The organism is Cognaticolwellia beringensis (assembly GCF_002076895.1).
GTDB lineage: Bacteria > Pseudomonadota > Gammaproteobacteria > Enterobacterales > Alteromonadaceae > Cognaticolwellia > Cognaticolwellia beringensis.
Genome location: NZ_CP020465.1, coordinates 3,607,884 through 3,630,713 on the forward strand (window position 1 = coordinate 3,607,884; position 22,830 = coordinate 3,630,713).

General features: G+C 38.6%; 18 protein-coding genes. 13 read left to right on the plus strand and 5 right to left on the minus strand.

The annotated features are described in order from the left end of the window. Positions 1 to 38 precede the first annotated feature (38 nt). Positions 39 to 425 (plus strand): hypothetical protein, encoded by a 387-nt coding sequence (locus B5D82_RS15180; protein WP_081152705.1) that lies wholly within the window; start codon positions 39 to 41, stop codon positions 423 to 425. A gap of 44 nt (positions 426 to 469) precedes the next feature. On the opposite strand, the gene rnt is transcribed toward B5D82_RS15180, so the two are convergent. Continuing rightward, on the minus strand, positions 470 to 1,165 hold the full coding sequence (gene rnt, locus B5D82_RS15185; RefSeq protein WP_081152706.1) for a ribonuclease T: 696 nt from the start codon (positions 1,163 to 1,165) through the stop codon (positions 470 to 472). 317 nt (positions 1,166 to 1,482) lie between these two features. Here rnt and B5D82_RS15190 point away from each other — a divergent pair, with 317 nt between their 5' ends. Next, positions 1,483 to 2,229, plus strand: a complete 747-nt coding sequence (locus B5D82_RS15190) for an OmpA family protein (RefSeq protein ID WP_281255950.1) — start codon at positions 1,483 to 1,485, stop codon at positions 2,227 to 2,229. Positions 2,230 to 2,326: 97 nt separating this feature from the next. Beyond that, a complete protein-coding gene (locus B5D82_RS15195) occupies positions 2,327 to 4,186 on the plus strand; it encodes a M1 family metallopeptidase (protein ID WP_081152708.1) in 1,860 nt (619 codons plus the stop codon). 172 nt (positions 4,187 to 4,358) lie between these two features. Here B5D82_RS15195 and B5D82_RS15200 read toward each other — a convergent pair whose 3' ends face one another. Further along, a complete protein-coding gene (locus B5D82_RS15200; RefSeq protein ID WP_081152709.1) occupies positions 4,359 to 4,751 on the minus strand; it encodes a hypothetical protein in 393 nt (130 codons plus the stop codon). Between the two features lie 219 nt (positions 4,752 to 4,970). Continuing rightward, on the minus strand, positions 4,971 to 5,726 hold the full coding sequence (gene cysZ, locus B5D82_RS15205; protein WP_081152711.1) for a sulfate transporter CysZ: 756 nt from the start codon (positions 5,724 to 5,726) through the stop codon (positions 4,971 to 4,973). A gap of 194 nt (positions 5,727 to 5,920) precedes the next feature. Between cysZ and smc the strand changes: the two genes are divergently transcribed. The 3 genes from smc to ligA all read left to right on the plus strand — a co-directional run bounded on the left by smc (position 5,921) and on the right by ligA (position 12,794). After that, complete coding sequence (gene smc / locus B5D82_RS15210; protein ID WP_081152713.1) at positions 5,921 to 9,481, plus strand: chromosome segregation protein SMC; 3,561 nt, start codon at positions 5,921 to 5,923, stop codon at positions 9,479 to 9,481. A 14-nt stretch (positions 9,482 to 9,495) separates the two neighbouring features. Further along, positions 9,496 to 10,623: a cell division protein ZipA gene (zipA, locus tag B5D82_RS15215; RefSeq protein WP_081152714.1), complete on the plus strand. Its 1,128-nt coding sequence runs from the start codon at positions 9,496 to 9,498 to the stop codon at positions 10,621 to 10,623. Positions 10,624 to 10,712: 89 nt separating this feature from the next. Then, the gene (gene ligA, locus B5D82_RS15220) at positions 10,713 to 12,794 is read left to right on the plus strand and encodes an NAD-dependent DNA ligase LigA (protein ID WP_216629054.1); all 2,082 of its coding nucleotides are present in this window, start codon (positions 10,713 to 10,715) and stop codon (positions 12,792 to 12,794) included. 12 nt (positions 12,795 to 12,806) lie between these two features. Here the strand turns inward: ligA and B5D82_RS15225 are convergent, their stop codons facing one another. Further along, entirely contained in the window at positions 12,807 to 13,175 is a 369-nt protein-coding gene (locus B5D82_RS15225; protein ID WP_081152717.1) for a hypothetical protein, read from the minus strand. A gap of 291 nt (positions 13,176 to 13,466) precedes the next feature. On the opposite strand from B5D82_RS15225, the gene B5D82_RS15230 reads away from it, so the two are divergent. The 6 genes from B5D82_RS15230 (at position 13,467) to B5D82_RS15255 (ending at position 19,400) form a co-directional block, all read left to right on the plus strand. Further along, on the plus strand, positions 13,467 to 14,210 hold the full coding sequence (locus B5D82_RS15230; protein WP_081152719.1) for a hypothetical protein: 744 nt from the start codon (positions 13,467 to 13,469) through the stop codon (positions 14,208 to 14,210). A gap of 115 nt (positions 14,211 to 14,325) precedes the next feature. After that, on the plus strand, positions 14,326 to 15,156 hold the full coding sequence (locus B5D82_RS15235; RefSeq protein ID WP_081152720.1) for a spondin domain-containing protein: 831 nt from the start codon (positions 14,326 to 14,328) through the stop codon (positions 15,154 to 15,156). 17 nt (positions 15,157 to 15,173) lie between these two features. Beyond that, positions 15,174 to 16,007: a spondin domain-containing protein gene (locus B5D82_RS15240; RefSeq protein WP_081152722.1), complete on the plus strand. Its 834-nt coding sequence runs from the start codon at positions 15,174 to 15,176 to the stop codon at positions 16,005 to 16,007. 286 nt (positions 16,008 to 16,293) lie between these two features. Beyond that, positions 16,294 to 17,019, plus strand: coding sequence for a response regulator transcription factor (locus B5D82_RS15245; protein WP_081152723.1), 726 nt, complete (start codon positions 16,294 to 16,296; stop codon positions 17,017 to 17,019). Continuing rightward, positions 17,016 to 18,497: a sensor histidine kinase gene (locus B5D82_RS15250; protein ID WP_081152725.1), complete on the plus strand. Its 1,482-nt coding sequence runs from the start codon at positions 17,016 to 17,018 to the stop codon at positions 18,495 to 18,497. The genes B5D82_RS15245 and B5D82_RS15250 overlap by 4 nt, the downstream gene beginning before the upstream one ends. Before the next feature lie 108 nt (positions 18,498 to 18,605). Further along, positions 18,606 to 19,400, plus strand: a complete 795-nt coding sequence (locus B5D82_RS15255; protein ID WP_081152726.1) for a M48 family metallopeptidase — start codon at positions 18,606 to 18,608, stop codon at positions 19,398 to 19,400. 89 nt (positions 19,401 to 19,489) lie between these two features. On the opposite strand, the gene B5D82_RS15260 is transcribed toward B5D82_RS15255, so the two are convergent. Continuing rightward, the gene (locus B5D82_RS15260) at positions 19,490 to 20,839 is read right to left on the minus strand and encodes a Na+/H+ antiporter NhaC family protein (RefSeq protein WP_081152728.1); all 1,350 of its coding nucleotides are present in this window, start codon (positions 20,837 to 20,839) and stop codon (positions 19,490 to 19,492) included. A gap of 869 nt (positions 20,840 to 21,708) precedes the next feature. Here B5D82_RS15260 and fbaA point away from each other — a divergent pair. Then, positions 21,709 to 22,788, plus strand: a complete 1,080-nt coding sequence (fbaA, locus tag B5D82_RS15265) for a class II fructose-bisphosphate aldolase (protein ID WP_216628995.1) — start codon at positions 21,709 to 21,711, stop codon at positions 22,786 to 22,788. Positions 22,789 to 22,830: the final 42 nt, after the last annotated feature.

Here is a 22,830-nt window from a genome sequence, read left to right on the forward strand (position 1 = left end):
TGCTTATATTAATAAGCTATTATCAAAAAGGAATGTTGATGTATTATCCTAAGTTCATTTATGAAAATTTACCGTATGCTTATTTTTTAGTCTGTGCATATTTACTGGCTTTTTATGATACGTGGCCCGTTTATACGTCTGCTGGTTTACTCTATTGTGCCGGTTGTATTACGCTGGTCACTCGCTCAGAATATCGTCGTCTTGATCGCCGTAAAGACATTGAAAATAACCCCGCGAAGAAAAACAATTTACCTGAATGGCTTTACGAATACTTACCCTACGGATACTTTGCTGTTGCGATGGTTATTGTATTAAAAACAACGTCCGCGACCTTACAGTTTATAGCTTTTTGTTTAATGATATTAGCGTTAAGGAATTTGCTTTTCAGAATGAATAACCGCCGAAAAGCAAAATCACTATTTTAAACTTAGCAACATGGTATTAGATAAATGGTGAATAACTTCATCGTTTAATCTTCAGTTGTAGTTTCTTGTGTAGTATTTTCTGGCTCGATCAATGGCCAGCCACCCAACTGTTGCCATCTATTGACAATATAGCAATATAACTCAGCGGTTTTTTCCGTATCATATAATGCAGAATGCGCTTCACTGTTATTAAAATCAATTTGTGCGGCAGCACAGGCTTTTGCTAATACTGTTTGACCTAATGCTAAGCCTGACAATGTGGTGGTATCGAAACTAACGAAAGGGTGAAAAGGTGAGCGTTTAATTGAGCACCGTTCAGTAACCGCATTAACGAAGCCTAAATCAAATGATGCGTTGTGGGCTACTATAATGGCGCGTTGGCAACCGGCAGCTTTCATTTTTTTACGCACAAGTTTAAATATCTCAGTGATGGCTTTTTTCTCATCTACTGCGCCACGTAACGGATTAGTGGGGTCGATACCGGTAAATTCTAAAGCGGCTTTTTCGAGGTTTGCGCCTTCAAAAGGGTCAACGTTAAAATGAATCGTTTCATCTAAACTGAATTGGCCACTAGTTTCATCTAAAGTCAGTGTCGTTGCCGCAATTTCTAGTAAGGCATCAGTCTGAGCATTAAAACCGGCGGTTTCAACATCAATAACGACGGGGAAATAGCCTCGAAAGCGTTGAGCAAATAGTGATTTATCAGCATGAGTATTAGTTGCTGTTGTATTATCAGACATAAAGGCAATTGGTATTGGTTAGCATAAATATTGTTGGAGATTATCGCAGAAATAATCGCTTAAGGCATCACCGAAGATTAAAACCATAACATTTAATTTTGGGAATATTCCAATAAACTGTTAAAGTTATTCTTGATTTTGTCGATAGTAAAGATGTCGCTATTAAATCCACATTAATTGACATGAAAATTAATTTTATGAAAAAAATTATAACGCTAGTTACATTATCATTATTTATTTCCCAAACTAATGCGGGCATTAGGCAATATCGCGCAGATATTGAAAACTCAACTTAGCAGTTAACCGATGATTCTCGGCTGCAATGTACGCTATCACATCAAATTCCACGTTATGGTAAAGCTAAATTTTATAGTTCAGCAAACCGTAAAATGAATATGGAGTTTGAACTGGAAATGATGCGATTACCCGACAGTTATTCCCTAGCCGAAGTACGCTCTGAGGCACCTAATTGGCGACCAGGGGTTGCCGGAAGGGTGCTAGCAGATATGAAACTTCATAAACAATTCTCACCAAGTTTGCCGAAAAAAATTGCTTGGAACATGCTCAATGAGCTTGATCAAGGCATGAGCCCAACTTTCTATTATAATGACTGGTATAGCGCTAACGAAAAAATTACGGTTGGTTTATCAACCGCTCGTTTTCAAAAGGCCTATCAAGCTTTTGTTAGTTGTGTGAGTAATCTGCTAGATTTTAACTTTGATGATATCTCTTATACGGTACTCAACTATCAGTTTGGCTCTGATAAATTAACTAAAGCATCGCAAAAACGTATGAATATGATCGTTGAGTACTTGTCGCTTGACTCTCAGTTAGAGTTAGTTTTAATCGATGGATACTCTGATAGTTACGGCGGTCGAAATACCAATCTTAAAATGTCTGAACGGCGTGCAAATAAAGTGCGAGATCTGATTGTTAGTAGTGGCATTGATGCGAGTCGTATTGAAGCAAATGGTTATGGTGAAAAGCGTCACGTCGCCTCCAATGAAACAATTATCGGCCGCAGCAAAAATCGCCGAGTGGTAATACGTATGGAACAGCCTTAACGTTTAGCTGTAACATGCGAAATTGATATAATTATCACTTGAAGAGGCCTGTAGATTCACTGTAATCTACAGGCCTCTTTTGTTTTGGAAACATTATATGAAATTTTCTATTCGCCTTGTCGCCATCTTGTGTTGTGTAATACAACTCACTTGGATCCAATCAGCTTCTGCACAAGTTAGCGATGCGTTAACTTATGCTAACTATGATCAAGTCAAAATTAGTCACCTTTATCTAGATCTTGATGTTGATTTTGACAAAAAATCATTAAAAGGTTTTGCCGAATTAACGCTTAATTGGCTTAATGATGATATCGCCAATGTTACTTTAGACACTCGCGATCTAGAAATTCATCGAGTCATGGCAAAAAATGCAAATAATCAGTGGGTAAAATTAAATTACAAACTGGCTAAACGTGATGATGTCATGGGCTCAAAATTAACCATTAAAACGCCTTTTCAAACGCCTACCATAAGAGTTTATTACAACTCATTACCACAGGCTTCAGGCTTGCAATGGTTGTCTCCTGAGCAAACTGCAGGTAAAGACAAACCGTTTATGTTCAGTCAAAGCCAAGCCATTCATGCCCGTTCTTGGATACCAATTCAAGATACACCAAGCGTGCGCATGACATACAATGCCCGCATTACGACTTCTGATGATTTACTTGCGGTAATGAGTGCTGACAACGAACCTGATACAGCCCGTGATGGTGATTACTCGTTTTCAATGCCACAAGCTATTCCTGCTTATTTAATTGCCATTGCAGTGGGTGATTTGCAATTTAAAGCTATGAGTAAGCAAACCGGTATTTATGCTGAGCAATATATTTTAGAAAGAGCTGTCGCCGAATTTGATGATACACAACTGATGATTGATGAAACCGAAAAGCTTTTTGGTGCTTATCGTTGGGGCCGTTATGACTTACTAATATTGCCGCCAAGTTTTCCTTTTGGCGGTATGGAAAACCCACGATTATCATTTATTACCCCAACCGTGGTAGCAGGCGATAAAAGTTTAGTGAACCTAATAGCTCACGAGTTAGCACATTCTTGGTCAGGTAACTTAGTGACCAATGAAAGCTGGCGCGATTTATGGTTAAACGAAGGTTTTACCAGCTATGTTGAAAATCGCATTATGGAAGCTGTTTTTGGCGCCGATAGAGCCTTAATGGAACGAGCGTTAGATGCTCAAAACTTAAGTTATGAAATTGCTGAGCTACCGCCAGGCGACACACAATTGTATATTGACCTTAAAGGCCGTGATCCTGATGATGCTTTTTCTGGCGTACCTTATACCAAAGGGCAACTATTTTTAGTTTATTTAGAAGAAAAGTTTGGTCGTGAAAAGTTTGATACTTTTATCATGCAATACTTTGATGATCATGCATTTCAAAGTTTAGGCACCAAAAGTTTTGTGACATATTTAAAAGCTAATTTGACCGACAAATTTCCTAACATTGTCAGTGATGTTGAGCTAAATGAATGGATTTATGAACAAGGTTTACCCGTTTATACCCCTAAACCTCGCTCAAATGCTTTTATTAAGATTAATGAAATTATTGCAAAATGGACCAGCGATCAACTTGAATTAGCGCAAATACCAACGCAAAAATGGACCTTGCATGAATGGCTACACTTTATTAATAACTTGCCATTGAATATATCTCACGAGCGTATGACAAGTTTAGATAAAACATTTAACTTAACCAACAGTACAAATGCTGAAGTTGCTCATGCATGGTATTTACTGGCATTACGCTCTGGTTATAACGCTGTTTATCCAGCAATGGCAACATATTTAGAGTCAATAGGTCGTCGTAAGTTGATTGTTCCTTTGTATAAAGAGCTTGCAACATCTGCCAAAGGCAAAGAATGGGCACAAGCGGTTTATAAAAAAGCCCGCCCAGGTTACCACCCGCTAGCGCAAGGTACGGTTGACGCTATATTGTTAAACTAACGGCTGGCTTAACCTAGCTTTGCCTAGTTAAGCTTAGCTGTGTTTATTTGAGCAGCTTACAACTATAGTTAATCGTATTCGATAACATAAAAAAATCACAAAAAAAACATCGCCATAAGCGATGTTTTTTTATGTTCAATAAATTAAAAATTTTATGGTTTATTAAATGCAGCTACGGGCTTACTGTACGTTTATTTACAATAACGTCAACTTGACGCTGTTTATTTTGTTGTGAAATTACTACGCGTATTTGTTGTGACTCTTGTTGATAATTCAACGTTAAGCGGCCGCGTTTGCGTTCACGCTCTATTGGTTCACCGTAGCTTTTATTATAAAAATCTATCACGCTATCTTCTGAAACTGAGGTGAAATAATTAATCACCGCGGGTATGTTTTCATCAAATTTAGCAAATATACGCGCGTCTTCAAGTACCGGTATATCAACTTTATCTAAAATACTTTTTTCGGAATTAGTGGTTTCTGCGTTAATGCTAAAACTGACCATGAACAGTATTAAAGCATGAGATAAAAATGAACTCTTTGGTATAAAGCGCAATGCTGGCATCACCAGATCCTTTTAAGTTATCAATGTGATATAAATCATAAACGTAGTTACATTATTATGAGTGTGCACGTTGATCTTTTTGCTGTCAAATTTTAGTATTAATGCGACTTGCAATACGTGGCTAATATTTAAACGCACGATCAAACAAACACCAAAAAATGAATGATGCTTGAGCTGATTGTTTAATACTTGTCAACATGCTGATTATTATTTGATTTACTATGAACGGTCAACAAATTCATCACGATAATTATCTACCCATAGTGCTGTAGCACCACAAATAGCCACGGGCATTACTACCAAATTTACTAACGGGATCATAGAAAATACCGCCGTAGTTATACCAAAACTATAACTTAAACCTTGGCGTTGCTTTAATGTTCTGCGCATACGCGTAAAACTAATTTTGTGATTATCAAATGGATAATCTATATATTGTACGGCCATCATCCAGGCAAGAAATAAAAACCACAGTACTTGGCCAACAATCGGCAATAACCAATAAAGTAAAAAGAAGCCAGCAGCACGCGGTAAATAATAACCTAATTTGCTTACCTCGCGACTTAGCGTTCGGGGGATATCTTTTACCACATCCAAAGCACCACCGTCATGCAAGGGTTGATCTGTCAATAAAGCCTCAACTTTTTCTGAGAGTAAACCATTAAATGGGGCGGCCAACCAATTGGCTACTGAGCTGAAAATAAATGAAAAAATAATCAATACAAACAAAACTGCTAATGGCCAAATAAAACTACTTAGCCAAGAAAACGAATCACCAAGCCAATCTTCTAAGGTCAACATATAACTTTCTAGCTGCAAAAACATATAATAAAAAGCATAACTAAACAGTACCAAGTTTACCGATAATGGAATAAATACAAAGCGGCGAATTCCTGGTGTTCGGATCAACTCAAAGCCTTTGATAAAATATCCTGCACCGCCATTTGCTAAAGGGGGATTGTCATTATTGTTCATTGTTGTTTTATTAACCTAACTAGTTGATATTCATAGCCCGATTATAGGATCCTTAGCATGATATGAACAGTATTGTGATGTTACAAATTACATCAATTTCTGTTACAGTGGCGGCAGTTACTGATGTTTAATGTTAATTCTATTGTCTTACAAAATTTTAGCCAATAGATACTTTGATTAGGTTTTTCGATTTAATGCGACTCAAGCATATAAAATTGGCAGGTTTTAAATCCTTTGTCGATCCCACCAAAGTCCCCTTTGAACAACAAATGACCGCTATTGTTGGGCCAAATGGCTGTGGAAAATCGAATATTATTGACGCTGTACGTTGGGTCTTAGGCGAAAGCTCTGCGAAAAACTTGCGCGGCGAAGCCATGACCGATGTTATTTTTAATGGTGCAGCTAGTCGAAAGCCGATTGGTCAAGCCAGTGTCGAGCTAGTGTTTGATAATACCCAAGGCCGTATTCAAGGCAACATGGCTGATCGTACTGAAGTGTCGGTGCGTCGAGTAGTGAATCGAGAAAGCACTAATACTTACTATTTAAATGGTACAAAATGTCGCCGACGCGATATTACCGATATCTTTTTAGGAACCGGTTTAGGTCCTCGCAGTTACGCTATTATCGAACAAGGGACTATTTCTCGCTTAATTGAATCGAAACCACAAGAATTACGCGTATTTATTGAAGAAGCCGCTGGCATTTCAAAATATAAAGAACGCCGTAAAGAAACAGAAACCAGAATACGCCATACCAGAGAAAATCTTGCAAGATTAAACGATATTCGTCTTGAGCTTGATGTTCAAATTGATAAATTGCATCAACAAGCACAAGCGGCTAAACGCTTTCGTACCTTAAAACAACAAGAGCGTAAATATAAAGCCGAGCTGGCGGTATTACGCTGGCAAAAATTTGATCAGCAACGTCAACTGCATCAAACGCGCATCGTAGCGTTGGAAAATAAAGTGGCAAGCCAAAATGCAGAGCTTAGTCAAAACGACTTATTGATCATTGAATTAAAAGCAACCATGAATGGATGTAATGATAATAATCAAACATTACATCAGCAAAAACTCAATGTAACGCAAGATATTGCCCGCGCAGAACAGCAAGTTAAATACTTAAAAGAACAATCAGAAAAAACTCAAACCGATAATGAGCTAACACAGCAACAATTACTAAATGCACAGCAATTAATTTTAGCCGAGCAAGTGCAATTGCAATTGTGTATCACCCAGTTAGATGATCAGCAACCCGAGTTGAAGTCCCTCGAAGCGGCACTGGAAGCGTGTCAAACTGAACTAGCGCAACAACAGGCCCAACAGAAAAAGTTGCAAAGCCAGTGGCAGCAACAACAGCAAAAGCGTAATGTTAATCAGCAGAAAAAATTAACTTTGCATGCCAGTATTACTCAACAAGAAACTATTATTGAACAAGTTGCCCAACAAGTATTTAAGTTGCGTGAACAAATGGCCTTGCAGCCTTTAATAGATACTGCAGAAAGTGCTGATGAGCAATATCAGCAACAAAAAGATATCGCTTTAGCAACGTTAACAGAGCTGAAAAAGCAACATAGCGAGTTGACTAATAAAGAAATAAACCTGCAACAAGCGTCTCAGCAGCTAAATCAGCAATTAGCGGTAGCTGCAGGTCAGCATGCTGTTAAAAATCAAGTAATTGAAAATTTAGAGTTAAAGCTTGCAGATAAGTCGCCTTGGAGTGAAAAACAAGCCGCATGGTTTAACAAGCAAAGTATTACAGATTTTGTCTCGTTACAAAGTCAGCTAGATGTTACCGAAGGTTGGGAGCAGGCGACAGAGGTTGTGCTATCTCATTGGTTAGCGGGCCATCTTGTTGATACATTACCGAACGCCGATGCTAACGGAAACTTAACTGCCGACAACTTATGTTTTGTTTATCAGAATATCGCAGAGAGTATTGAAAAAAATCTTGAACAAAGCATTGAACAAAGCATTGAGCAAAGTAGGGTTGACAAAAGTAAAAGTGCTGCAGCTGTAAAAAGCAACACATTAGCGAGTAAAGTGAGCGGGGTCAGTGCATTAACTGGTTACTTTGATGCTATTTTTCTAGCTGAAAATTACCTTGAAGCCAAGCAAAAGTTACCGGGCTTAGCAAGTCATGAAAGCGTTATTTGTCCTGATGGCACATGGCTACAACATCATATGCTGACCAAGGGTAAACTTGAGCAAGGTTATGACTATATTAGTTTACAGCGTCAGCTTGAAAATGAACAAACTTCGCTTCAGCAAATACTGAAAAGCCAAGCAAATATCGAGCAGCAGCAAAATAAATATCTCGAGCTGTTGGCATTATTAAGCAATGAAAAAAGTCTGAATAGCGAAAGTGTCACGTTACAACAAACTAAACTTAATGAGCTCGATAATGTCATTTCATTAAAAGCTCAAGCGAATCAACAACAACAAAGCCAGCAGAAAAAATTAGCAGAACAAGTTGAAGAATTGTACAAAAGTGAAGTTATTGCCAAGCAAAAACTAGCTGATTTTCAAGCACAATTAGCACAAATATCTGATGACACTGAAGATGACGTAGACGGTTTTTCTGAGCAACAAGAGCTGTTGCAACAATCGATAGAAATAATACAAACGCGCAGTCAAACATTACACCAAAATCGGCATCAGCTGAGTTTAGTGGTTGAACAGCTCAAAAGTCAGCGTATGCAACGTGAGCAAAGTATTCGTTCAAATCAAGAAAATGTTAACTTATTGACCCAAAGATTAACCAGTAATAGCCAAGTTTTTACTGACAATAGTCAGCCAATACAAAAATTTGAGCAGCAGTTACCACAGTGGCTTGATAACCTAACGGCGATTAATGAAAAGTTGGAATTTAATCAGAAGACCTTAAATGACAGCCAAACACGTTTGGCAGAGCTAGAAATACAACAAAAAACCAGTCAAAATAAAATCAGTGGCTTTAATGAACAACTAGCGCGTTTACATTTAGACAGTGAAGGTTTTAAATTAAGGGCAGAAAGCACCTTAGAGGTATTAGCTGAACTTCAACAAAATATCGATAAAGTAGTTGAAGCCATGCCAGAAAACGCTAAAGAATCGCTCTGGCAAGCGCATTTAATTAAGTTGGCTAAAGACATTCAAATGTTAGGGGCAATAAATTTAGCAGCAATTGAAGAGTATGAAACTCAGTTTGAGCGTAAAAGTTATCTTGACCAACAAGATCAAGACCTTAATAATGCAATAACTACGTTAGAAGCGGCAATTGCAAAAATAGATAAAGAAAGTCGTCATAAGTTTAAACTAACCTTTGATCAGGTTAATAAAGACCTACAGGTGCTATTTCCTAAGGTCTTTGGTGGTGGTCAAGCTTACTTAACGTTAACCGGTGAAGACCTACTAGAAACAGGGGTCACCATCATGGCTAGACCGCCAGGTAAAAAAAATAGCACAATTCATCTATTATCTGGTGGAGAAAAAGCGCTGACCGCATTATCATTAGTGTTCGCGATTTTTCGATTGAATCCTGCTCCATTTTGTTTACTTGATGAAGTGGATGCACCTTTAGATGATGCAAATGTCAGTCGTTTTTGTAATCTAGTGCGAGAAATGTCGCAAACAGTGCAATTTATATATATAAGTCATAATAAAATAGCTATGGAGATGGCGTCACATTTAACCGGAGTTACCATGTTTGAACCAGGTGTTTCACGTATGGTAGCGGTTGATATAGACGAAGCAATCGCCATGGCAGAAGTATAAGAATAGGCTAGGTAATGGAAGATAATTTCAGAAATACATTAATTATTATCAGTGCTCTCGTAATAGCAGCCATTTTCATTCATGGTTATTGGACTATTAGAAAACATAAAAACCCATATAAATTAAAGACTAAAGTTGATCCTGTCGCGCCACAGTCACGTGGTTTTGATGGTTCAGGATTTGATCAAGATGGCGTAAGTAAACCTAAGGTTGTTGGTGCTAATGCCCAGCGCGATGATATTTCTGTAAAGTCTCATCTTGTTGAAGGTAGTAGAAATTTTCATAGTGATGAACCTATGCCATCTGAAGTTCCTCCAGGGGCGTTTGAGATTAAACCTCAAGGACAACGTGACGATTTTGGTGTACTACTTAATGATACCGAGGCAGTGCCTGAGCATTTAAAACAACAAGCTTTGTCGGATGCACCCGATTATGAAGGTGACTTCTTCCCTGAAGCTGAAGATACACCTTCGGTTGCAGATGAAGTCGTTATTAAAAAGCCAGTATATTCTGAACCTGTATATCAGCAACCCGTGACACAGGCAAAACCAGAAGTTCTAGTGAATAAACCTGTTGCCCGTAAAAAAAATGTTCATGCACCTAAAGTTAAACGTAATCAAATGGAAATAAACTTCGGTGATGAAGCTGTAAAGGATATGCCTAGTATGTCGGCCACGCAGGAAAATAAAAAACCTGCTGCTGTCGAGGTTGAGCCACAAGTTATTGTACTCTCGGTTGTTATGCCTCAAGGACTTTCTATGTCAGGTGCTGCGTTATTGCCGACACTACTGACTTTAGGGATGAAATACGGGGAAATGAATATATTTCATCGTCACCAAGATAATGCGGGTAATGGAAAAGTGACCTTCAGCCTTGCTAATATGATGAATCCGGGTACATTTGACCTTGATGATATCGAAAACTTTAGCACACAAGGTATTACGCTTTTTATGACCTTACCTAATCCTGGTGATGCATTTGAAGTGTTTGAGCAAATGCTAAATGCTGCGAAGCAACTTGCCGTAGAGTTTCGTGGGCAATTGTTGGATCACAAACGTAGCGTTATGACCAAGCAAACTGAGCAGCATTATATCGGTCTTATTCGCGAGTTTGAACGCAAGAGTCGTATCGGCTCACTGTAAATTTTCACCCCCGATAAACTTCATCGTCAATAATGTGTAAAACTACGGCACATTATTGACGGTAACTTACTCACTTTCTAAGTAAATAAATTATGTCTGAACTAAGTATTATTAAACGTATTGCTGAAATATGTCAGTTGATTAATCACTACAATCATCAATATTACGTGCTTGACGAGCCTAGTGTACCTGACGTCGAATACGACCGATTAATGCGGGAATTAAATACTTTAGAAACAGAACACCCACACTTAAAGACGGTTGATTCACCTAGCCAAAAGGTTGGTGGGACCGCGCTTAAGTCATTCAGCCAAGTTACACATCAACTCCCTATGTTGTCGTTAGACAATGTTTTTTCTGAACAAGAATGGCAAGCATTTGTTAAACGCTTACTCGATCGTTTAAATAGAGGTGGTGTTACATCAACGCTCGACTTTGCTATTTGTGCCGAACCAAAACTTGACGGTTTAGCGGTAAGTATACGTTATGAAAAAGGGATCTTTGTTCAAGCGGCAACGCGTGGTGACGGTATGGTTGGTGAAAATATCACCGAAAATGTTCGCACCATAAAGTCGATTCCATTGCGTTTACAAGGCACAAGCTTTCCCGATATTTTAGAAGTTCGTGGTGAAGTATTTATGCCAAAAGCAAGCTTTGATGCTTTAAACAAGCAAGCAATTAAAAAAGGCGAAAAAGGTTTTGCTAATCCACGAAATGCTGCCGCAGGTAGCCTACGTCAGCTAGATTCGAAAATTACCGCAAAACGTAATTTAGGATTTTATGCCTATGGTATTGGCTTTGTTGGCGCTTTGAATGAGCTTGACGATGACATAGAAAGTGAAGTTGAAAGTATTGACGAAAGTTGGTTGGCAAACTCTCATTATCAACGTTTATGCCAAATAAAAGCGTTAGGCTTACCAATGTGCCCTGAAGTCAAACTTCTGGAAAATGCCACGCAGGTAGAAGCTTTTTATCAAGACATATTACAACAACGCGAAGCGTTAAGTTACGAAATAGACGGTACAGTTTTTAAAGTAGATGACATTGAACTACAGAAAAAATTGGGCTTTGTAGCCCGCGCGCCACGTTGGGCCACGGCATATAAATTTCCCGCACAAGAAGAGCTAACCCTACTTGAGTCTGTAGACTTTCAAGTAGGTCGTACAGGCGCAATTACGCCCGTAGCACGCCTTAAACCGATATTTGTTGGCGGTGTTACAGTCAGTAATGCCACGTTACATAACCAAGACGAAATCGACCGTTTAGGTATACAGATAAATGATACTGTTATTATTCGCCGCGCGGGTGATGTTATTCCGCAAATCGTAAGTGTCGTACTTGAACGTCGACCTGACAATGCTCAGGTGATTGCTTTTCCAACCGAATGCCCTGTATGTCAGTCTGCAGTTTTAAAAGCAGAAGGAGAGGCTGTGTTGCGATGTACTGGCGGTTTGTATTGCCAGGCACAACGCAAAGAAGCTATTAAACACTTTGCTTCGCGCAAAGCACTTGATGTTGACGGTTTAGGCGATAAATTAGTTGAACAATTAGTCGACGAAGGCTTGATCAAAACCCCTGCAGATCTTTTTAAATTAACCGAACTTGATGTCAGTACTATGGAACGCATGGGGCAGAAGTCAGCGGCTAATTTAATTAAAGGTCTTGAGGCAGCCAGAACAACAACCTTAGCAAAATTTGTTTATGCTTTAGGCATCAGAGAAGTGGGTGAAACAACAGCTTCAAATTTAGCGCAATATTTTCTTAACTTTCCTGCTATTAAATCGGCGACTACAGAACAATTACAGCAAGTGCCAGATGTTGGCGTTATAGTGGCAAAAAATATTGTTAATTTCTTTGCTCAAGATCATAATATTGAGGTAGTTGAAGAACTAGAAAATATAATGTCATGGCCTGATATTGAGCGTAAAAGTGATGATGAATTGCCGTTAAAAGATCAAACTTTTGTGCTAACCGGCACCTTAAGTAAAATGGGCCGAAACGAAGCCAAAACAGCTTTACAAGCATTAGGAGCTAAAGTTTCGGGTAGCGTTTCAGCAAAAACAGATTATTTAGTCGCTGGTGAAAAAGCAGGCTCTAAATTAGTGAAAGCGCATGACCTGGGTGTTAGTGTGTTAACCGAAGATGAGATGATAACTCTGCTTAATAGCTAATCATTTTACTTGCTAAATAGCCAAGCGCACAAAGGCATATATAAACAAAACTATCGGTAAAGGCAGTAATATTGTAAAGAGTATTGTTTCACACCATTCAATGGTTCGGTAGAACTTAAACCAAGCGAGATTTTCTTCTCGCGTTGACGGTAGTACCTGAAAGAAAAACATAAACGCAGCAACGACTAAGCTTTCAATGGCAACAAACAATATCAGTATTGCTAACCAAACCAGCACGCTAGGGGTTTTTAGTTGAATTTGTGACTGTAAGCCTATAAAAAGCACAAAGAAGAATATACTCCAGGCTAAAAGTTGCCATTTAAAACGGGCGAATGTAATCGCGATATAATTAAAAAGTTCTGGACTGATTGAAGATAGCATTTAGTGAAAAGCAACTCCTGCTGATTGTTGATAAAGTAAATAAGAAAGAATTTGAAAAATCATGTTTATACCAAGTTGATTAATTAACTTAGTATAAATGCTATGTTTTAGATTCAGCATAACGTTAAATATTAACAATACTCAAGTATATCGACTAACGCGATGAAATGTCAGTGATACTATTACAGTACACAATAAAATTTAACTTGTGTGTATTGGTAGATGTAAACTTTTTTGACATACCGGCGCTTTAGTACAGAATAAAATAGATAACATTAATTTGAGAGCATCATGAAACTAGGTAGTCGAACGAATATTAATATAAAGTTTACAGCCATTACTTTTCTCTGCATTAGTAGTATAGCTTCAGCGACTACTGCATTGGATGAGCATACAAACAATCATCAAGATAAATCGTCCATCACGTCAGGGCATAAAGCGACTTTAATTACGGGTGGTAATATTGCTGAAAATAGCAATACTGAAGAACCACATAAACCGCTAACGGCAAAACAAAAAGCGACACCGTTAGCGAGAGTGTTAGCGCAATCGGATAATCAATTATTAGAAAGCCCGTTTAACGAAGATAGAACATTGAATTTAGAGATTAGTGAGCTTAGAGATAACAGCGGTTTAGTTTATTTAGGTGGTAAAGTTTCAATCGCTGAACTGAGTCGTTATTTAGAGCAATTAAAAACTGAGCTAGGTGAAGAGCAGTTTGCTATATATCGTCAGCACCAAGCGGCACGTGATCAGCAAACCTTTCATGTTACCTTGGTAAATCCATATGAATATCAAACTATTGATAAAGCTAAATTAACAACGCAGACACAATTTCGTGTCATTTTACATGGTTTAGGACGAGTCGAAAATGACGATAAAAAGAGTTACTTTGTTGTTGCCTCTTCGCCTGATGGCCAATTTATCCGTCAAAAATTATTGTTAAAAAATAAAGATTTTCATGTCACTTTAGGTTTTTTCCCTGATGACATTTATGGGGTGAGTAAAGGTCGTGACACGCTAATGAACAAATAAATTTCATTACTTTTAATTTATAAAATTGTGATACATTTGTGATAACTCCGTGAAAGTTTAGCCATGTTTGCTTTGCATACTAATTGTGAAATCATTTAGTCATCAAGGGAAACTTATGAAACTTATTAAAGCCGCATCGGCTATTGCACTAGCGTGTTCAAGCTCAGTGCTAATGGCGCAAACCATTGATATTCAAATTACCAACCTTACACATGCTCAACACTTTACGCCACGTTTAGTGATAGCGCATGATAATACCGTTGACGCTTTTGAGCCAGGCCTTGAGGCAACATCTGCTTTAGCTTGGCTTGCCGAAGCTGGGGTGATTGACGATGCTCAAAATGCAGCATCTTCTGGACAGAACTTTGAAGCACTTTTAGGCCCAACAGATACCGATAATAGCTCAAATACTTGGCATCGTATTGATGGTTTAAGCGCACCATCAAGCACTGAAAACTATTCATTTGATACTATGGATAAATCTCACCTTTCTATCTTAGCTATGCTCATACCAACCAATGATGCCTTTGTTGGCTTAGACAGCATTAAAATACCCACTACTCCTGGCACTTATACTTATATGGTGAACGCCTATGACGCAGGTACCGAGTTAAATGACGAATTAAATAGCATGCGTACTGACATCGTTGAACAAGGTGGTACACCGCTTGGTGGTTATGGTGCACCAGGTGTTGCGGGTGCAGGTGCCTCTCCAGTGCCATTAGGTGTTGGTGGAATGGGTGTTGCGGCCAAAGTAGGTTTTGCACAAGACGGCACGGCAATTGGCGCTAATGAAGTGGTAGATGGTACAGACGGCCCAGTGCATATTCATAGAAATGTTTTAGGTGATACCAGCCTTACTGATGGTGCTAGCGATTTACAGTCGACAGAGCATCGTTGGTTGAACCCTGTTGCGCGCGTAACTATTACTATCCCAGCACCTTAATTTAGGGAGGATTGATCATGAATATGAACAAACTAAGTTTAGCTTTACTGCCACTTATTGCTGTATTAGCAACGGGTTGTGGTGGCGATGATGGCGAGAATGGCGCTACAGGTCCAGCAGGTAGTGCTGGCGTTGACGGGACAAATGGCAGCGATGGCACAAATGGCGCTGACGGTACCAATGGCAACCTTGCGGTTTACACCGTACAGTTAACTAACTTAACTTATGGCCAACCATTTTCGCCGGCAGCTGTAGTGTTACATGAACCAGGCTTCAACACTTTTATAGATGGTGAAACGGCAAGTTTAGGGTTAGAACAACTTGCTGAAGGTGGTGATCCCACCGGGCTGATGTCGGAAGCTTTAGCGGCAACTCAATATTTAGATGCAGTAACTACGCCTGGAGCAACACCGCCAAGGTCTATAGGGGTAATGTCGACATTATTAGTGCCACTTTTAGATATTGATGACTTACGCATTAGTTTTACCACCATGTTGGTTGATACTAATGATGCGTTTACGGGCCTGAATTCGGCCAACATCAGTAACATGACGGTTGGCCAGACTATCAGCTTTATGGCGCCTACTTGGGATGCAGGCACTGAAGCAAATACGGAAACGGCAAGTACAATGCCGGGGCCAGCAGCAAGTGGTGCCGGTGGAGGTGGAGCAAGTGCAGGTTTTGATGCTACCCGTGACGATCTTTTTGATCTGGTTCACTTTCACCGTGGTGTTGTTACTAGTGCCAATGCAAGTGATGGCAGTAAAGAAGGTTTGAGCACCTCGGTACTAACTGAAGCTGACCGTTGGGATAACCCAACAGCCCGTATAGTTGTAACCCGAACACGATAAAAGGCTAAGTGTTTAGCGAGATGTTGAACACTTATATTTATTACAAAGTCTACATTTAATTGCTTTTGGATTAAATACGAGAGTCATTGGTAAAAACCACGAAAGTATTTCTGTGCTTACAAGTTCTTATAAACAGGGTACAGAAATTAATTGAGTTTATTACGCATAAATTACGCATAAATGATGCGTAATAAAGCATATAAAACTCTCTTAAGTGATTTTAAAATCTATTAAATCCACTCTGTGCCACGTTCTTGTCAAAAAGATAATAATAATGGAGCAGAGCATGGATACCATACTGGTTGTTGAAGACGATCAAGATATTGCTGATTTGGTTACTTTAACCTTAAAAGAAATCGGCGTAACGGTTGAACATTGTTTATCTGGCGAAGTAGCCTTAGAAAAACTAGCACATAATCAATATGACTTAGTGATGCTTGATGTCATGTTACCCGGTATATCTGGTTTAGATGTTTGTCGGCAATTACGTGAGCAAAAGCCCGAACAGGTGATTTTAATGGTAACCTCAAGAAACAGTGAAATTGATCGTGTATTAGGCCTTGAGTTAGGGGCTGACGACTACATGACTAAACCTTTTAGCGTCCGAGAACTTCAGGCTAGAGTACGAAGTCAGTTACGTCGAGTACATTTATTATCAAAAATTAGCCAGCAACAATTAGAGAAACAATCACCTGAGCAGTATTTGACTTTAGGTACATTGAAAATCGATTGCCTGTCTCATCTTGTAACACTGAACGGACAGAATGTTGAACTGACTTCAACTGAATTTGACTTACTTTTCTATTTAGCATCACATCCTGACCAAGTGTTTTCTCGTGAGCAGTTGTTAAGTTCAGTGTGGGGATATCACCATAGTGGTTATGAACATACAGTAAACTCACACATTAACCGTTTACGAAATAAAGTTGAAACCAATGCGACTAAGCCTGAAATAGTCCAAACCGTTTGGGGCGTAGGTTATAAACTTTGCCGCCATGGTGTTGCGGCGTGAGACTTTCTCTTTATCACCGTCTATCTCTGTCGTTATTAGTGGTATTTATAGTCATTATTAGTGTGTTTTTTGTCTGGGCAGAGCATTTAGAACAAACCACACGTTACGAGTCTGAACAACATTTACACCTCTCACTTGCAGCAAGTTTAGCCCGAGACAACCCACTACTGCAAAAAGGAGCTTATGATCATCAGGCCTTGAAAAACCTTTTTCATACTTTAATGGTTTTAGGGCCAGCATTTGAGTTTTATTTTGTTGATCCAAATGGTGTTATTTTAACCCATTCAATTACGCCTTCTTTAATCAAACGCAATCGTATTGACTTAAAACCGTTAATACAATTAACACAAAACCAAGCGAGTTTGCCTATATATGGCGATGATCCGCAACATGAAAATCGCAAAAAAATATTTTCAGCGGCACCGGTTTTTAATGGCAGCGAATTAATTGGTTACCTCTACGTTATTGTAACCGGCGAACGCTATGAGTCAGCGTATAGTCGTTTAGATTCAGACCGCCAAGCCGAGCTTTCAATGGTAATGTTAGTGGGCGCATTAGTTTTTCTTTTCATCGTAATGCTAGGTATTTTCTATTACTTTACGCGGCCACTTCGTTGCCTTATCCGAGATATTCAGTTATTAAAAAATGCTGGGTTTGATAAATCGTCTTTGAAATTAACGCCATGGATGCCAAACAGCAGTAATGAAGTGCATCAATTGGGTATCGCGTTTGAAGAAATGGTTAATCAAATTAATGGTCAATTAAATCTCTTACAACAAAGTGATGTAAAACGCAGAGAATTGCTCGCTGATATTTCACATGATTTACGTACTCCGTTGTCGTCTTTACAGGGCTATATTGAAATGATAGCCCATAAAGGCAATGAATTAACGGCACAAGAACGAGAAAAACACATTAATACTGTGCTAAAAAACACCCTGCAATTAAAGTTGTTAATTGATCAAATATTTGAGCTTACACATCTTGAAGGAGGGCAAGTAACGTTAAATTTCGAGACTTTTAATTTAGCCGAATTGCTCTACGATATTATGGCAAAATTTAACCTGCAAACCCGTGCGAAGAATATCGATATATCAATAAAGCCTAGTAGCTCTTACACTCAAGTTTATAGTGATATTGCGAAACTTGAACGCGTGATCAGTAACTTATTAGAAAACGCCATTCGCCACACCAGTGAAAATGGAAAAATCGATTTAATCATTGAAGAGCTTAACGATAATCAATGCCGACTGACGATTAAAGACAATGGTACCGGTATCAAAGCAGACGAGTTATCTTATATTTTTGACACCCGTTATCGTGCTAGTAATGCAATACAAGATAAAAATAAACACACTGGTCTAGGTTTAGCGATTACTAAAAAATTATTAGAGTTATTGAAATCTGATATCAAAGTGCAAAGCACGTTAGGTGAAGGTACAGCATTTTCATTTAACCTTAGACGGGTCATTCCTTAAAAATACTCAAAGTTAGCTTTATTCAATAAATAATAGATATTTATATTTTCATTACTTAGAATAAGATATTAAAGCATTTATTTTAAAGCAATTTTTTAAGGAAGTTACATGAACTTAAAGTTGGCAATATGCCTAGCAATAATAACGTTAACCGGTTGTACTAAATCTTCTACCGGTCGTTCGCAATTGATGATGATGTCAGAAAGCGACCTTAATAAAATGGGCAGTGCTTCTTTTGAAGAAATGAAAACTAAAGAAAAAATTAGTCAATCACCTGAAATCAACCGTTATGTGCAATGTGTTGCCAATGCTATTACCGTTAATGTGCCAAAATCGGCGCATGACGGCGCTTGGGAAGTGGTGGTATTTGATTCAGAGCAAGTGAATGCCTTTGCGTTGCCGGGTGGGAAAATTGGTGTTTATACTGGCATATTAAAAGTAGCGGAAAACCAAGACCAATTAGGCGCTATTATTGGTCATGAAGTAGGGCATGTAATCGAACATCACTCAAACGAGCGTTTATCGTCAAACCAAGTTAGTCAAATGGGCCTTTCAATTGTCAGCGTGGTACTTGAAAGCCAAAATATTGAAAGCCGTAATATGGTGATGGCAGGTTTAGGTTTAGGTGTGCAATACGGAGTTTTAATGCCATATGGTCGTAGTCATGAAAGTGAAGCCGATATAGTTGGCCAAGACTTAATGGCAAAGTCGGGTTTTGATCCAAAAGGTAGTATTAAGCTTTGGCAAAATATGGCGAAACAATCATCAGGTGCGCCACCTGAATTTATGTCTACTCATCCTTCAAATGCGACCCGCATTAAACAGTTAACTGAGCATTTGCCAAAATCAACGCCAATTTTTAAACAAGCTACGGCGCCTAAATGTGTTAAACCTGCTATTTAATTTAGCCGTGTAGTATTGTCATCGAGCATAAATTGCTGAAAAGCCCGTGAATACGGGCTTTTTTATGTAAGTTTAAAATGAATCAAACATTATTTTTTCGTGATACGCCAAAAAGCAAAGCTTGCAACAACGAATAAAATCATAGGGTAGTAGGCGTTTGCTACCACCTCTAATGGCGATATTTTTAAAGTGGCTCCGAGTAATAGCGCTTGTGCTCCGTAAGGTAATAACCCTTGGTTTATACAGGCATAAATATCTAATAAACTTGCTGATTGGGCTGGGCTTATTTTACCGTCAGTCGCTAAGTCTTTCGCCGTTTCACCGGTAACGATAATAGATACAGTATTGTTAGCGGTGAAAAAATTACAACAAAATGCTAAAGCGCCAATACCAATACCGGCAGCACGTTTTTTATTGTTAGGGCAAACCTTACGCGTTAAGCGCTCAATACTTGTGGTTAGGGCACTTAGGCCACCTTGACGTTTAATTAGCTCGCTTAAACCACCAATAAATAACGACAAAATAAAGATGTCTTGCATACTGGCAAAGCCTTGATTGATATCACTTACCCAAGTCGATAATTGATAGCCATTGTTCAACATGCCAATAGCTGCAGCTAAAACAATACCGATGATCAACACCATAAATACATTCACACCTGACAAGGCTAACGCCAAAATAACGATATAAGGTAAGAAACCGATAACATCTAGTTCTTGGCTAACTTCATGGGTAAGAGATACGCCATTAGCCGCAAGAATCGCTAAACAAATTAATGCAGCAGGAACGGCAAATTTAAAGTTGACCCTAAACTTGTCTTTCATGTGCGCGCCTTGGCTCCGGGTCGACGCTATGGTGGTATCAGAAATTATTGATAAATTATCACCAAAAATAGCACCAGATATAATACAGCCGGCAATTAGGCTAGCATCGATATCAGCAGACTCTACGAAGCCTAAGGCAATAGGAGCTATGGCAGCAATAGTACCCATGGACGTTCCCATAGCCGTGGCAAGAAATGCTGCGACTAAAAACAAGCCTGGCAACAGGAAATAATCAGGAAAGAGCGACAGTCCTAATTGCACGCTGGCATCAACGCTACCTGTCGCTTTAGCCACTGTCGCGAAAGCACCAGCTAAAAGGTAAATGATACACATGGTGATGATATTTTGATGGCCAGCACCGGCTATAAATTGGCTAATTTGCTCATTAACTGTTTCTCTACCCATGTAAATAGCCAGTAATATTGCCGGAATAATGGCAATACTGGCGGGCAGTTGATAAAAGGCAAAATCAACACCCTGCAAAGTTAGCACTATTCCTGTGCCAAGAAATATCCCAAGAAAAGCCCCAAAAGGAAGCAGGCTTTTTAAGCTTGGAGCTGAATTACTTTTGGGCAACGATGATGACGAAGGCTTTGGCGATATATTATTGGTCATGAATAGGATCTTTTTTAGTTATTATTTTATTCAAATTAAACAATAACTTTTTCTGAAGGAATGTCTATGTTGGATTGCATTATATGGTGTTAATTTTTTTTGTCAATCTAGACGTCTAGAAGTTTATTGTTAATGTTACTGGGTTTAATTTGGCTTCAAATAATGTCTTTATATAAAATGATCTCGCTAGTTATGCTGGCCTTATTATGTCTAAATAGGAGTAAGTAAGAGAACTCGCCATTAACATAGATTAAATCAGTACATAGATGAGCAGAAATGAGTCTTGAGCATGTTACTAAATCATTTATACTTAACTTCAAATTTGTGGTATTCCACTCAGTATTTTATTTGAACATAAAAGCAATTTTTTATATTAATTTACTATAAGGTTATTACCAATAATTTTTACATCATTTAAGTGGTAAGTTATTTTATGTCAGGTATTTAATCTTTTTTTATGCATTAACTTCTAGTGGTGTTAAAGTTTTTATATATTTTAGTTGCTGTTTTAAATAGTTTTACTTTTATTTTATGATTTATTTTTGCTAGAAAATATATAGTATTTAGAGTCCAATACAATTCATTGTGAAGCTGCTTTTATTTTTTTATGTTACCAATAAGTAGTGTTTTTAAATGACTATTGGTAATGATGAATTGTAATGTAAATGTAACCAATGTATAAGTATTCCCTATATTGAAAAAACTTGTATATTTCGACTATATTGATATAACGGCAGGTATGACTGAATTTGACGCGGAACAAGATGAAACGGCGAGTAATTTAGCAAAAAATAAGTTCGATATAAAATGAGTTCGACATTAAATACAATGGATATAAAAGCATAACGATAACTAACGGAGCTAACAGCATGACATCGATAAATACTAATATTGCCCCAGGCGTAATTACCGGAGACGAAGTTCAGCAACTTTTTGCTTATGCAAAAGCCAATGCCTTTGCTTTGCCAGCAGTTAATGTTACTGGCAGCAATACTATTAATGCTGTGCTAGAGACCGCTAGTGAGATTAACTCACCTGCGATCATTCAATTCTCAGGCAGTGGTGCAGCATTTTATGCAGGTAAGGGATTAAATAACGATAATTTACGTGCCTCTATTGCTGGCGCTGTTGCTGGCGCGAAACATGTTCATGAATTGGCTCCAGCTTATGGTGCGCGCGTGATGACTCATACCGATCATGCTGCTAGGAAATGGTTGCCTTGGATTGATGGCTTGCTTGACGCAGGCGAGGCGTATTACAAACAGTATGGGAAACCTTTATTTACTTCCCATATGATTGACTTGTCTGAAGAGCCTATCGAAGAAAATATTGAAACCTGTAAACGCTATCTTGAACGCATGAACCGTATTGGCATGACCTTAGAAATAGAGCTCGGCATCACAGGTGGTGAAGAAGACGGTGTCGATCATTCCGATGTTGATAGCTCGCGTTTATACACTCAGCCAGAAGAAGTTGCGTATGCTTACAAGGAACTTGGAGCCGTTAGCAATCGCTTTACCGTAGCGGCAGCCTTTGGCAACGTGCACGGTGTTTATAGTCCAGGTAATGTGGAATTACGTCCTACAATCCTAAAAGACTCACAACAACACATTCAGAAAACCTTCGCAACTGGTGCACAACCGGTCGATTTCGTTTTTCATGGCGGATCAGGCTCTAGTGCTGCAGATATTAAAGAGGCGATTGGTTACGGTGTCATCAAAATGAATGTCGATACTGATTTACAGTGGGCATTTTGGAACGGTGTAAGAGAATATTCTGCTGAAAAGCATGATTTTTTACAGCGTCAAATTGGTAATCCTGACGGCGAACATAAACCTAACAAGGGAAATTATGATCCTAGAGTTTGGCTTAGACACGCCGAGCAGTCTTTTAAAGAACGCTTAATTCTGATCTGTAAAGATTTAAACAATATCAATTCACTGGGTTGAGGTAACATAAATTGCATCAATTTATAATAAGTGTGCTACGCG